We start from the raw sequence: 13,078 nt of genomic DNA, 5'->3' as shown, positions 1-13,078 counted from the left end.
ATTGCGTTAACCGCTTATTTAAGCTGCCCTTCAACGCCCTCAACATAAAAATCCATACCCAACAACGTTTTGTCGTCTATTGTTTTACCCGCATCAATAATCAGCTCACCTTGCTGATTTTTTATAGGGCCAGTAAATGGATGAAATTCACCTTTACCAATTTTCTCTGAAATAGCATTTACTTCACTTACTACATCACTTGGAATATCTTTACTTAGCGGCGCCAAGCGAGTCATCCCTGAGCCTATCCCTTTCCATATATCTTGCGATTGCCATTTATCGTCAAGTACTTGCTGTACGCGATCTGCATAAAATTCATCCCAGTGATGAACCGCTGCCGTTAAATGTGCTTTTTTACCGTATCCGCTCATATCTGAGTGGTAGCCAATAGCGTAAATACCAGCGGCTTGCGCTGCTTGCAGTGGTGCAGGCGAATCAGTATGTTGAGTAATAATATCAACGCCTTGATCTATTAGGCTATCGGCAGCTTCACGCTCTTTACCCGGATCAAACCAGCTATTAACCCACACTACTTTTACTTTTGCATTCGGCTTTACTGAGCGCAAGCCAAGCGTAAATGCATTTATACCGCGTATTACCTCCGGAATAGGAAACGCAGCAATATAACCAATGCTGTCGGTTTTACTCATGTGTCCTGCAATAACACCTGTTAGGTAGCGTCCTTCGTAAATGCGATCAAAGTAAGTGCTTACGTTTTTTGCGCGTTTATAGCCTGTGGCATGCTCAAACTTTACATTAGGAAATCGTTTAGCCACTTTAAGTGTTGGGTTCATGTAGCCAAACGACGTGGTAAATATTAAATCGTGCCCGCTTTTAGCCAGTTGCGTAATAACACGCTCTGCATCCGCTCCTTCTGGTACGCTTTCAACAAAAGTAGTTTCTATTTTGTCGCCAAACTTTTCTTCTAGGTAGTGGCGGCTAGAGTCATGTGTATAAGTCCAACCGGCCTCACCTATGGGGCTTACATATACAAAGCCAACTTTTACGCTATCTTTTGCAATAGCAGATGCGCTTATGCCTAAGCTCAATGCAACCCCGAGTGCTGTTATAAGTTTTTTCATTGTTATTCTCCGTGTTATATTTTTAATATCCTGTTGTAGCAGGTGATTTACCTTATTGATTTTGTAATTAATTTAATGACCCTTGTGCCAAGGTTTACCTAGCCACATGGGTTCGTACATTTTTAATTTTTGTTTATTTTTACTTAGCATAATCAGTACTATAAGCGTTGCACCATAAGGCAACATGGCCAGTAAGTTAGACTCCACAGCCCACCCAAAAGCCTGTGCCACTAAGTGCATAATGCTGGCAAAGCCAAATAAATAAGCGCCAAGCATTACGCGCTCAATACGCCAGCTTGCAAACACCACTAAAGCAAGAGCTATCCAACCTCGCCCTGCCGTCATGTTTTGAGTCCAAAGTGGTGTATAAGCCAACGACAAGTATGCGCCCGCAATGCCAGCCAGTGCGCCGCCAAACATTACGGCTAAATAACGTGTACGCATTACAGGTAATCCTAAGTTATTGCCCACACTTGGGTTTTCGCCAATAGCTCGTACTGCAAGCCCTGCTCTGTGATATTTAAAAAACAAATACGCACCAAACACTAAACCCCAACTTAAATAAACAATGGCGTCTTGCGAAAATAGCGCTTTGCCTAAAACCGGAATATGCTCAAACCCTGCAATTGCTAAAGTAGGTAACGCGTTAATAGTTTTTCCCTCATAGTCAGCACCTAAAAATGCCGAGAGGCCTGTACCAAAAATAGTCAGCGCTAAACCTGCCGCTACTTGGCTAGCATTTAAATTAAGTGCTACAAAAGCAAAAATAAGTGAGGCCATAACCCCGACCAAAGCTGCTACCGTAAAACCAATAAATAGGTTTTCGCATTGGTACATAGTTATAAACCCTGCCACTGCGCCTAAAAGCATCATGCCTTCTTGCCCTAAATTTAAGGTGCCGCTTTTTTCGCATACCATCTCACCCAGCGCCACCAGCAATAAGGGAGTGCCTGTACGAATAGTGGCGTATAAAATATTAGTAATTACATCTAATTCCATGATTTAAGACTCCTGTGCAATATGTATTGGCTGCGCTTTTTGTTGTTTAAATGGCAGCGAAAATCTAAGGCGATAAGTAATAAGCACATCGCACGAGAGTAAATAAAACAGCATTAACCCCTGAAAAATACCGGTAATGGCGTTTGGTAAACCCATGTTAATTTGCGCAAGCTCACCTCCCATATAAATAAGCCCCATTAGTAAGCCCGCGAACGTAATTCCTACTGGGTGCAATCGCCCTAAAAAAGCAACAATAATGGCGGCATAGCCATAACCAGGTGATATTTGCGGAACCAGCTGCCCAATAGGCCCAGCTACTTCGCCCGCACCAGCAAGCCCCGCTAAGCCACCGCTAATAACTAACACTCCTGTAATTAATAATGCTCGCTTGTAACCCGCCATTTTGGCAGCGGATGCATCAAGCCCAAGTACTTGTATTTGAAAGCCTATAAAGGTTTTACTAATAAACACCCAAGTGGCGCATAGCGCTAATAACGCAAACGCTAGGCCTAAGTGCAATCGAGTACCGTCGAATAAAACAGGCAATAACGTGCTATCGCCAAACAATGCGCTTTCAGGAAAGTTATAACCGTGAGGATCTTTGAGTGGCCCATGAACAGCCCACAGCAATACATTTACTGCTATGTAGTTGAGCATTATGGTGACTAAAATTTCATTAGTGTTTAAACACAGCTTCATAAAAGCAGCAAGCCCCGCCCACAACATGCCACCAGCAATACCCGCAAGTAATGTTAGTGGCATTGCAAAAGCACTTGATGAGTCAACAAAGTTAACGGCTACAGCACTTGCACATACACCACCAATAAGCAGTTGCCCTTCTGCGCCTATATTCCAAACCGATGCTCTATAACAAAGCGCTAAACCATAGGCGCATAGCAAAATAGGAATGGTCATTACAAGTAGCTCAGTTACACCATACCAATCGGCAACAGGTGCTATAAGCAATGTATATAAGGCATTTAGCGGGTCATGCCCTAATAAGGCAAACACCACGTAACCGGTTATTAATGTGAGTAAGATAGCTAAGACAGGAGAGAAATAACTCCAAGCCGGCGAGCGCTGAACACGTGGTTCTAACTTAATCATGCTAGAGCCCCTTTTGATGTTTGTAATGTAGGCAGATTATTAAGGTCGTCACTAAAATCGCCAGCCATCCACTGTCCTAACTGCACAAGCGGTACGGTATCGGTGTTTAAAATAGGAGACAGTTTTCCATCGCAAATTGCGCCAATGCGGTCGCAAATCTTATAAAGTTCATCTAAATCTTCTGAAATAACGAGTACCGCACACCCTTCGTCACGAAGCTTTAAAATAGCTTCATGTATCGCCACTTGTGCACCTATATCTACACCCCAAGTAGGGTGCGACATAACGAGTAGTTTTGGGCTTTGCTCTACCTCGCGACCAATAATAAATTTTTGTAAATTACCACCTGAAAGGCTAGCTGCATGAGTGCGAAAACTTGGCGTTTTAACCTTGTATTTTGTAATGATTTTATTAGCAAGCTCAGTAATTTTTTGTTTTACTAAAAAGCCATTTTTAACCAGCCCATTATCAAAACTAGTAAGCAGTGCATTTTGTGCTAAATCCATAGTGGGCACAGCTCCTCGCCCAAGCCTATCCTCTGGCACACATGCAAGCCCAAGGCGGCGCCTTTTTAGCGGGCACAGTGCATCAACTACGGTATTTTTAAATTTAATGGCGCTACTACTAGCTTGAATTTGCTCCCCCGAAAGCACTTTTAATAACTCTTCTTGTCCGTTGCCAGCAACACCCGCAATCCCCACTATTTCGCCTTGCTGTACTGCAAAGTTAATGTTTTTAAGGGGTGTTTCAAATAATGCTTGTGCGGCGGTGGTTAGATTATTAACGGTTAAAAAATCCGCAGTACCCAAAGCTCTGCGAGTTTGGTTACTAATTGGCGTGTTGTCGCCTACCATCAGCCTAGCAATTGACTCACTAGTTTCGTTTTTAGGAATACAATGCCCGCTTACTTTCCCGCCTCTCAAAATGGTCGCACTGTCACATAGCTCAATCACTTCGTGCAGTTTATGGCTGATAAACAGCACAGAGCAGCCTTCTTTTTTAAGTGACTTTAGGGTTTTAAATAATGCATCGACTTCTTGTGGAGTCAGTACTGAAGTGGGTTCGTCTAAAATAAGTAACTGAATATCTAATAATAAGCATCTAACAATTTCTACTCGTTGGCGCTCGCCAGTTGAAAGTGTTGATACCAGTCTATGGGGGTCTAATGGCATACCATAATGTGTTGATGTTTTCGTAATTCGACCCGCAAGCGTGCTGCTATGCCCTGCTAAATCACCTAACGCTAGTTCAATATTTTGGGCGACCGTAAGTGTTTCAAATAACGAAAAGTGCTGAAACACCATTCCAATGCCTAAATCACGGGCATCAGCAGGCTCTTTTATATTCATTATACGGCCGTTGAAAAACATGTCCCCTTGGTCAGGTTTAACCACACCATAAAGCATTTTCATTAATGTGCTTTTACCTGCACCGTTTTCACCTAATAAGGCATGCACTTCACCATGCTTAATTTTTAAGGTTACGTCATTATTGGCTATACATCCGGGATACTGCTTTGTCATTCCCTGCATAGTAAGGCGGTATTTATTATTCATTATTAGGGCCTATTTGTACTTAATGAGCAATTTAGCCTACTCAAAACATCAACTGACCAACCGGTCAACAATGGCATGGTAACTGCAATATACTTACCAAGATGAAAAAGTATTTTTCTTACCCGTGCGCAAACAACAAGAAAAAACATACGCCAAGCCTTTATGTATCAGGGCTTTATAAAAATTAAGGGGGTCTGTGTGATTCAATTTTTATTAAATAACACGCCAATTGAAGTACAAGAATGTTCGCCAAGTCTCACCATTTTGGACTGGCTACGCACCAAAAAAGGGAAAGTGGGCACCAAAGAAGGGTGTGCAACTGGCGACTGTGGTGCGTGCACAATATTAGTGGGTGAAGAGCGTATAAATGCAAACGGGCAAACTAGTTGGCAATACAAAACAATGAACAGCTGTTTATTGTTATTAGGTAATGCGCATGCAAAACATATAGTAACGGTAGAGGCTGTGACTACTGGCTTATACCCAAACTTAACCGATTTACATCCCGTACAACGTGCACTGGTAGAGTGCCATGGTTCGCAATGTGGTTTTTGCACGCCCGGTATAATAATGAGTTTGTTGGCTCTTTATATTAATGAGCCAACGTACCCTGGTAAAAAAGCGGTTATTCATGCACTTGGCGGTAACTTATGCCGTTGTACAGGTTATAGCCCTATATTACTTGCAGCCGAAAAAGCCTATAGCTATGAGCGTAAAGCTGAACCGTACTCAGCAATGGCCGCTCAATTTAAAGCATCACTTAATACGCAATATGATGACGATATTCCATTTTTAAAAAATGGTCCTCGTAAATTTTACTTACCACAAACTGCCCAGCAACTTGTTGAGCTAAAAGCGCTTTATCCTTATGCACATTTAGTTGCTGGTGGCACCGACTTTGCCATTGAGCTTAGCCAAAACATGCTCTTACCAGATGTAATTATCTCCCTTAGCCAAGTAAAGGAGTTTTGCACCTTGGCAGATAATAACGGTGAGTTACACATTGGTGCAGCACTACCTTATAGCCAGTTTGTTGAAGTATTTTATAACCATTACCCAGAGTCAAAAGAGCTATTTGAACGCTTAGGATCAAGCCAAGTACGTAACAGCGGCACGCTTGGTGGCAGCATAGGGAATGCCTCTCCTATTGGCGATCCCGCTCCCCTTTTAATCGCTCTTAATGCATCAATGGATTTATTAAGCAGCGCTGGTACGCGCACTATTAAAGTTGCCGACTACTTCATTGATTACAAAAAAACAGCTCTTAAAAGCGATGAAGTAATTAGTAAGTTCACCATTCCAAAGCGCCCAAAGTCGCTAAAACTGGCATGTCATAAAATATCAAAACGCTTTGAAGACGATATATCTACCGTTTGTTTGGTGCTTGCTATAGAGCATTCACAAAACATGATTACTCAAGCCCGCTGCGCTATGGGCGGTATGGCTGCTATTCCTAAGCGCGCGCAGCATATTGAGCAAAAGCTGATATCTCAATCATTACAAGTAAGTAGTTTTATAGACGCAGCAACGGCTATTAACGATGACTTTACGCCCATGAGCGATGTAAGAAGCAGTGCGCATTACCGCACCACGGTAAGCAAAAACTTATTACAACGCATTGGTATTGAGTTTTGTGAGCCACAAGCACGCAACAATAACAACATTGCCATTACGAGGATCTCACATGCGTCACTTTGAAATGGATAAACTAAAAGCGCAAGGTGGTAGCGTTGGAGAATCTAAATATCACGAAAGCGCTATTAAACAAGTTTGTGGCAGTGCAAATTTTGCCGACGATAACCCTGAGCCTTACGGTTGCCTGCATGCCTACCCAGTGCTCGCACCTGTTACAAGCGGCTTTATTAAATCAATAGATACCAGTCTCGCACTGGCAGTTGAAGGCGTTAAACGTATTTTATCGGCCGAAGATGTTCCGGGTAAATTAGATATTGGCCCGGTATTTCCTGGTGATGTACTGCTGACCAGCCATGAAATTCAATACCACGGGCAACCTGTATTAATTGTCGTTGCCGACACCTATGAAATAGCGCGCCGCGCGGCACGTTTAGTGGTTATAGAGTGCGAGCAAACTACTCCAATACTTGATATTAAAAAAGCCATTAGCAAAGAGCATTGGGTAAGGCCGCCCCATTCACTTAACCGTGGTAACAGCGAAAACGCCATTAATAACGCAACCCACCAGCTTAAAGGCGAAATAAACATAGGCGGGCAAGAACACTTTTATTTAGAAGGCCAAATAGCGCTGGCGCAACCTGATAACGACGGGGGCATTCATGTTCAGTGTTCTACGCAACACCCTACTGAGGTGCAGCACTTAGTTGCTAAAATTTTAAAAAAGCCATTTAGCTTTGTAAACGTAGAAACCCGCCGTATGGGCGGTGCTTTTGGCGGCAAAGAAACCCAAGGCGCACCATGGGCATGCCTTGCAGCTCTTGCGGTTTACCACCTTGGCTGCGCAGTAAAAATGCGCCTAGCCCGTAGCGACGATTTTAAATTAACCGGTAAGCGCCACCCGTTTTATAATCACTATCATGTTGGTTTTGACGAAAATGGTTTAATAGAAGGTGCCGACATTACCGTAAACGGATTTTGTGGCTACTCGCCTGATTTATCAGATGCAATTGTAGACCGCGCCATGTTTCATGTCGATAACGCCTACTACTACCCAGCCGCCACAATTAAGGGTAATCGCTGTAAAGTAAATACCGTAAGCCATACCGCATTTAGAGGATTTGGTGGCCCGCAAGGCATGATTATGGGCGAGCTAATAATGGACGATATAGCCGCCAAATTAGGTAAAGATCCGCTTGAGATCCGAAAACTTAATTTATACAAAAAAGGCCGCGATACCACGCCGTACCATCAAACCGTAGAGCAACATATTTTAATAGATATGATTGCTCAGCTTGAGGAGTCGGGTGACTACTGGGCACGTAAAGAGGCTATTAAAGCATTTAACGTATCGTCACCTATTATAAAAAAAGGCCTTGCAATGACGCCGGTTAAATACGGTATTTCGTTTACGGTACAACATTTAAACCAAGCTGGTGCATTAGTGCATGTATATAGCGACGGCTCTATACATTTAAACCACGGCGGCACCGAAATGGGCCAAGGGCTGAATACCAAAATTGCGCAAATTGTAGCCCATGGCTTTGGGGTCGATTTTAACGCGGTAAGTATTAGTGCTACGCGTACCGACAAGGTGCCAAACACTTCACCAACAGCGGCCTCAAGTGGTACCGACTTAAACGGCATGGCGGCGCTAAATGCAGTAAACACAATAAAAGAGCGCTTAATTGATTTTATTACCGAGCACTTTGAAGTAGACAGCAATACTGTTGTATTTAAAGATAACCTCATTACTTTTAGTAAAGGGGAAATTAGCTTTAGCGAACTTGCAAATCTTGCTTACATGAATCGTATATCGCTTTCATCTACCGGTTATTACGCCACACCAAAAATTCATTACGATAGAGCCAAAGGTGAAGGCCGCCCATTTTTTTACTACGCTCACGGCGTAGCACTCAGCGAAGTAGAAGTAGATACCCTAACTGGCGAAAACACGGTAACTCGCGTTGATATACTGCACGATGTAGGCAGTTCAATTAATCCAGCTCTTGATATAGGCCAAATTGAAGGCGCCTTTGTACAAGGTATGGGCTGGCTAACAACCGAAGACTTACAATGGAATGATAAAGGCCAGCTTGCAAGCTTTGGCCCTGCCAACTACAAAATACCAGCCATTGGCGATACCCCTGCCGAATTTAACGTCAATCTTTATAACTCAGCAAATCCAGAAACCACCGTGTTTAGATCAAAAGCCGTAGGCGAGCCGCCATTTATGCTGGCCTTTAGTGTATGGAGCGCCATTCGTAATGCCATAAGCAGTGTGGCTGATTACAAATACACCGCCCCACTTGATACGCCTGCTACACCTGAGCGTGTATTAAATGCAATTGAGCAAACCGCTAGCTGGTTTAAGGAGCATCAACATGGCTAATTTAAATGAGTCGTTTCAGGGTTTTCATACTCAAAATTGGGCGCAGGCTATAAATGAGCACGAACAAAGCGGCACTAATTATGTTATTGCCACAGTGCTTGGCACAAATGGCTCAACCCCACGCGGCACAGGCTCTAAAATGGTAATAAGCGGCGAGCATATTTACGACACCCTTGGCGGTGGTCACCTTGAATACGTAGTAATAGAAAAAGCTCGCGAACTACTTGCCAAAGGCGAAGCCGCCCAAGTGATAGAGCAGTTTAACCTAGGTGCAAATTTAGGCCAATGCTGCGGGGGAGCTGCCACCGTTATGCTTGAGTGCATGCAATGCGAGCGATTTACCCTCGACATTTACGGCGCAGGCCACGTAGCACAGTCGCTTATTGGTATATTGGCACAACTACCTATGCGTATACGTTGGATAGATAGCCGCGCCGATGTATTCCCACAATCAATCCCTAATAACGTAGTAAAAGTGGTTGATGAAGAGCCAACAGAGCAAGTAAAACGCGCACCAAAAGCTAACAATTACTTAATATTAACCCATAACCACCAGCTCGACTTTGCACTCACCCAAGCCATTATTAAACGCGCTGATGCCAATTGGCTAGGCGTTATTGGCTCTGACACTAAAGCTAAACGTTTTAAGCAACGCCTAGCCCATCGCGATTTTACAGCCGATCAAATACAACAAGTGACCTGCCCTGTTGGGCTTGAAAATGTAACGGGCAAGCTCCCTATGGAAGTAGCAATATCAATTAGCGGGCAGTTAATTGGCCTTTATCAAGCTATGCAAACCCACGCACCCAAACGCCAAGGCTTGCAATGGCGCGCACTTAAAAATGCCTTAATTAGCACCACGCACGAGGAAGAAAGCGCATGAGTAGCTTAAAAATTAATAACTTAAATGCAGCGCAAGCTCACCAAGCTTTAGAGCACTGCTGCGCAGCACCAAATTGGGTAAGCGGTATGCTAAATATCATGCCATTTAAAAATAAAGAGCACCTATATCAAAGCGCGCAAAGCGTATGGGATAGCCTAGGCGAAAGCGACTATTTAGCAGCCTTTGAAGGTCACCCGCAAATAGGCGATTTATCAACCCTTAGCAAAAAATACGCCGCCACTGCGCAAAAAGCGGGGCATGAGCAATCGGGTATGAGCAAAGCAAACGAAGCCGTGCTTAAAAAAATGATTACCCTTAATAAAGAGTACCTCAGCACGTTTGGTTTTATTTTTATTGTGTGCGCCACCGGTAAAACGGCCGAACAAATGCTTAAACTCATAGAGCAGCGCATACACAACACCCGCAGTACAGAGCTAAATATTGCCGCGGGCGAACAAGCCAAAATAACAAAAATAAGATTGGAGTCATTGCTATGAATAAAAGTATGAATAAAAGCCCTATCACCACCCATATTCTCGATACCAGCACTGGTAAACCGGCTGCAAATGTAGCAGTAAAATTATTTGTACAGAGCAATAACGAGTGGCATTTAATTACTCAAGGCAAAACAGATACTGATGGGCGAATTACCGACTGGCTAGATACAGACGTAGAATTTACAACCTACAAACTGGAGTTTGATTTAGATAGTTATTATCAAAATAAAGAAATGCCAGCGTTTTACCCAGAGGCGCAAATAACGTTTAGATTACAAGACAAAAAACACCATCACATTCCGTTATTGCTTAGCCCGTTTGGCTACTCAACGTATAGAGGCAGCTAATTATGAGCCCCCAAAACAATAATAAAATGACCGTAATTTGTGCCAACATACTCGATTTTGTTGACGACCCTGCCATAGCAGGTGAAAGCGCCCATCGCTATTTTGAAAAAGGCGCGTTAGTTATTCAAAACGGCAAAGTGGTTAAACTAGGTTACGAGCAAGACATACTGCCAAGCTTAGATAACTCAGCCACTATTATTCGCCACGATGGCAAACTGGTTATGCCCGGCATGATAGACACGCACATACATTTACCGCAAACCGAAATGGTCGGCGCGTATGGCGAGCAGCTTTTAAGCTGGCTTACCGAATACGCGTTTCCGACAGAGAAAAAGTTTACCTGTGAGCATTATTCAAAAGATATATCTAATCGCTTTTTAGATGAGCTACTGCGTAATGGCACCACTACCGCATTGGTATTTGGCACTGTGCACCCGCAATCGGTAGATGCGTTTTTTAACGAATCTCAAAAACGTAATTTACGTATGATTGCCGGTAAGGTAATGATGGATAGAAACTGCCCTGACGATTTATCAGATTGCGCGCAAACCAGTTACGATCAATCAAAAGTACTCATCGAAAAATGGCATAATGTTGATAGATTAAGCTACGCAGTTACACCGCGTTTTGCTCCTACATCAACCCCTGAGCAACTACAAAAATGTACTCAATTATTAGAAGAATACCCCGACACCTACCTGCATACCCACTTATCTGAAAACAAAGACGAGTGCGAATGGGTAAAAGGGTTATTTCCTGAAGCCGAAGATTACCTTGGCGTGTACGAGCAAGCTAAAATGGTGCGTAAACGCTCGGTATTTGCCCATAGTATTCATTTATCTGAGCGCGAGCTTTGTTGCCTTGCAGATAACAACGCGGCCATATCGCACTGCCCTACCTCTAACTTATTTTTAGGTTCAGGCTTATTAAACTTAAAAGCCTGTGAAGAGCACGGTATTAACGTAGGCATGGGTACCGATGTAGGCGCAGGCACAAGTTTTTCTATGCTACAAACAGGTAACGAAGCGTACAAAATTCAGCAATTACAAGGCCAGCGCTTTTCCGCGTTTAAAGGCATGTACCTAGCTACTTTGGGCGGTGCACGAGCGCTTGATTTAGAAGGCACCATAGGTAGCTTTGCTATTGGCTGTGAAGCCGACTTTATTGTAATGGACTACGCGGCCACCTCGTTTTTAAAATTCAGAATTGGCCATGCAAAAACCCTGCACGAGCAACTTTTTGCCATGATGATGCTAGGTGATGACCGCTGTATTGAACAAACCTACATTATGGGTAAAAGCGTGTATAAGCGCGATGAAAAAGAGCAGTTTTCAGCTACCCATACACCGCAATTAGAAGAGGCTTAACCTAATGGAAAACTATTTATTTGAGCTTGCCCATTTAGTACTGCGTTATTTTCATGTGATTGCAGGCATTGCGTGGATTGGGGCTTCATTTTATTTTGCGTGGCTTGATAATAACTTACAAACCCCGCCACAGTGGAAACAAGACAAAGGCATAAAAGGCGATTTATGGGCCGTGCACGGCGGTGGCTTTTACGAAGTGGCTAAGTATCAAAATGGCCCTGAAAAAATGCCGCATACCCTGCACTGGTTTAAATGGGAAGCCTACACAACGTGGATCACCGGTATTTTATTATTTAGCCTACTTTATTATGTTGGCGCCGATGTTTACCTAATCGATAACAGCAAAAGTGAGCTAAGTAAATTTGCCGCTATTGGTGCATCGCTTGGCTTTATTGGCTTAGGTTATGGTGTTTATCGTTTATTGTGTAAAACCCCACTCGTAGAAAACGGTAAAGCATTTATTGCTGTAGTTATTGGAATATTGGCCCTTTGGACTTACGGGGTCGATCAGCTATTTAGTGACCGCGCTGTGTATATTCATGTAGGTGCGCTTATTGGTACTTGTATGGTTGGCAATGTGTACCACATTATTATGCCAGGGCAACGCTACATGGTAAGCGAAGTAGAAGCTGGCCGTATTCCCGATTCCGCACCGGGATTAAAAGCAAAGCTGTGCTCTATTCATAATAACTACGCCACGTTACCTGTGGTATTTATTATGCTGAGCAACCACTTTCCTTATACCTACAGCCATAGCTTTGGTTGGCTTATTTTAATTGCGTTATTTGGTATTGGCATGTGGATACGCCATTACTTTAACTTAAAGCACCAAGGCGTTAATAAACCTTCGGTACTTATAAGTGGTATTGCCGCCTTTTTTGCCCTCATGCTGGCTATAGCTCCATGGCCTAGCAGCCCAACAAATACAGGCGAAAGCGCGCCTTTACAAGCAAGTATTACCGATGCACAAGCGTGGGATATAATTAATAAGCACTGTACACAATGCCACAGTGAAACACCTACATCAAAGCTTTTTCAAGCAGCGCCACTTGGCTTTAAGCTCGACTCTATTAATGATGTAAAAAAGGCCAGCACGCTTATTCATACCCGCGCGGTTATAACAAAAGATATGCCACTGGCCAATATGACCAAAATGACTGACGCAGAGCGCGAAACGCTAGGCTCTTGGCTCAGCGCACTTAAAAAGGAGCAATAA

The 13,078-nt window shown here is 43.4% G+C and carries 11 protein-coding genes; 7 read left to right on the top strand and 4 right to left on the bottom strand.

The window, feature by feature from the left end; translation table 11 throughout:
* Positions 1 to 14: 14 nt before the first annotated feature.
* The 4 genes from H5159_RS06870 to H5159_RS06855 all read right to left on the bottom strand — a co-directional run bounded on the left by H5159_RS06870 (position 15) and on the right by H5159_RS06855 (position 4,744).
* Positions 15 to 1,082 carry a BMP family ABC transporter substrate-binding protein gene (locus tag H5159_RS06870; RefSeq protein ID WP_182736689.1) on the bottom strand — a complete coding sequence of 356 codons (1,068 nt, stop codon included), beginning with the start codon at positions 1,080 to 1,082 and terminating at the stop codon, positions 15 to 17.
* 72 nt (positions 1,083 to 1,154) lie between these two features.
* Positions 1,155 to 2,081, bottom strand: a complete 927-nt coding sequence (locus tag H5159_RS06865) for an ABC transporter permease (RefSeq protein ID WP_182780069.1) — start codon at positions 2,079 to 2,081, stop codon at positions 1,155 to 1,157.
* Between the two features lie 3 nt (positions 2,082 to 2,084).
* The gene (locus H5159_RS06860; protein WP_182780068.1) at positions 2,085 to 3,188 is read right to left on the bottom strand and encodes an ABC transporter permease; all 1,104 of its coding nucleotides are present in this window, start codon (positions 3,186 to 3,188) and stop codon (positions 2,085 to 2,087) included.
* On the bottom strand, positions 3,185 to 4,744 hold the full coding sequence (locus H5159_RS06855; protein ID WP_182780067.1) for an ABC transporter ATP-binding protein: 1,560 nt from the start codon (positions 4,742 to 4,744) through the stop codon (positions 3,185 to 3,187). Before H5159_RS06855 ends, H5159_RS06860 begins: the two co-directional genes overlap by 4 nt.
* Before the next feature lie 198 nt (positions 4,745 to 4,942).
* On the opposite strand from H5159_RS06855, the gene xdhA reads away from it, so the two are divergent.
* The 7 genes from xdhA to H5159_RS06820 are packed head-to-tail and all read left to right on the top strand — an operon-like array spanning position 4,943 to position 13,078.
* Positions 4,943 to 6,442: a xanthine dehydrogenase small subunit gene (gene xdhA, locus H5159_RS06850; RefSeq protein ID WP_182780066.1), complete on the top strand. Its 1,500-nt coding sequence runs from the start codon at positions 4,943 to 4,945 to the stop codon at positions 6,440 to 6,442.
* Positions 6,429 to 8,768 (top strand): xanthine dehydrogenase molybdopterin binding subunit, encoded by a 2,340-nt coding sequence (xdhB, locus tag H5159_RS06845; RefSeq protein ID WP_182780065.1) that lies wholly within the window; start codon positions 6,429 to 6,431, stop codon positions 8,766 to 8,768. The genes xdhA and xdhB overlap by 14 nt, the downstream gene beginning before the upstream one ends.
* Positions 8,761 to 9,651 (top strand): xanthine dehydrogenase accessory protein XdhC, encoded by an 891-nt coding sequence (gene xdhC, locus H5159_RS06840; RefSeq protein ID WP_182780064.1) that lies wholly within the window; start codon positions 8,761 to 8,763, stop codon positions 9,649 to 9,651. The genes xdhB and xdhC overlap by 8 nt, the downstream gene beginning before the upstream one ends.
* Positions 9,648 to 10,148, top strand: coding sequence for a 2-oxo-4-hydroxy-4-carboxy-5-ureidoimidazoline decarboxylase (gene uraD / locus H5159_RS06835; protein WP_182780063.1), 501 nt, complete (start codon positions 9,648 to 9,650; stop codon positions 10,146 to 10,148). Before xdhC ends, uraD begins: the two co-directional genes overlap by 4 nt.
* Positions 10,145 to 10,495 (top strand): hydroxyisourate hydrolase, encoded by a 351-nt coding sequence (uraH, locus tag H5159_RS06830; protein ID WP_259399097.1) that lies wholly within the window; start codon positions 10,145 to 10,147, stop codon positions 10,493 to 10,495. Before uraD ends, uraH begins: the two co-directional genes overlap by 4 nt.
* A gap of 2 nt (positions 10,496 to 10,497) precedes the next feature.
* Positions 10,498 to 11,862 carry a guanine deaminase gene (gene guaD, locus H5159_RS06825; protein WP_182780062.1) on the top strand — a complete coding sequence of 455 codons (1,365 nt, stop codon included), beginning with the start codon at positions 10,498 to 10,500 and terminating at the stop codon, positions 11,860 to 11,862.
* A gap of 4 nt (positions 11,863 to 11,866) precedes the next feature.
* On the top strand, positions 11,867 to 13,078 hold the full coding sequence (locus H5159_RS06820; protein WP_182780061.1) for a urate hydroxylase PuuD: 1,212 nt from the start codon (positions 11,867 to 11,869) through the stop codon (positions 13,076 to 13,078).

It is taken from the genome of Pseudoalteromonas sp. SG43-1 (assembly GCF_014164415.1).
Lineage (GTDB): Bacteria > Pseudomonadota > Gammaproteobacteria > Enterobacterales > Alteromonadaceae > Pseudoalteromonas > Pseudoalteromonas distincta.
This window is presented reverse-complemented; position numbering and strand designations above follow the sequence as displayed.

What these genes read in the sequence shown, in the direction of transcription:
- H5159_RS06870 (WP_182736689.1), bottom strand. Translation starts at nt 1,082, where the DNA reads ATGAAAAAACTTATAACAGCACTCGGGGTTGCATTGAGCTTAGGCATA.
- H5159_RS06860 (WP_182780068.1), bottom strand. Translation starts at nt 3,188, where the DNA reads ATGATTAAGTTAGAACCACGTGTTCAGCGCTCGCCGGCTTGGAGTTAT.
- xdhC (WP_182780064.1), top strand. Translation starts at nt 8,761, where the DNA reads ATGGCTAATTTAAATGAGTCGTTTCAGGGTTTTCATACTCAAAATTGG.
- uraD (WP_182780063.1), top strand. Translation starts at nt 9,648, where the DNA reads ATGAGTAGCTTAAAAATTAATAACTTAAATGCAGCGCAAGCTCACCAA.
- uraH (WP_259399097.1), top strand. Translation starts at nt 10,145, where the DNA reads ATGAATAAAAGTATGAATAAAAGCCCTATCACCACCCATATTCTCGAT.
- H5159_RS06820 (WP_182780061.1), top strand. Translation starts at nt 11,867, where the DNA reads ATGGAAAACTATTTATTTGAGCTTGCCCATTTAGTACTGCGTTATTTT.
- H5159_RS06865 (WP_182780069.1), bottom strand. Translation starts at nt 2,081, where the DNA reads ATGGAATTAGATGTAATTACTAATATTTTATACGCCACTATTCGTACA.
- guaD (WP_182780062.1), top strand. Translation starts at nt 10,498, where the DNA reads ATGAGCCCCCAAAACAATAATAAAATGACCGTAATTTGTGCCAACATA.
- H5159_RS06855 (WP_182780067.1), bottom strand. Translation starts at nt 4,744, where the DNA reads ATGAATAATAAATACCGCCTTACTATGCAGGGAATGACAAAGCAGTAT.
- xdhB (WP_182780065.1), top strand. Translation starts at nt 6,429, where the DNA reads ATGCGTCACTTTGAAATGGATAAACTAAAAGCGCAAGGTGGTAGCGTT.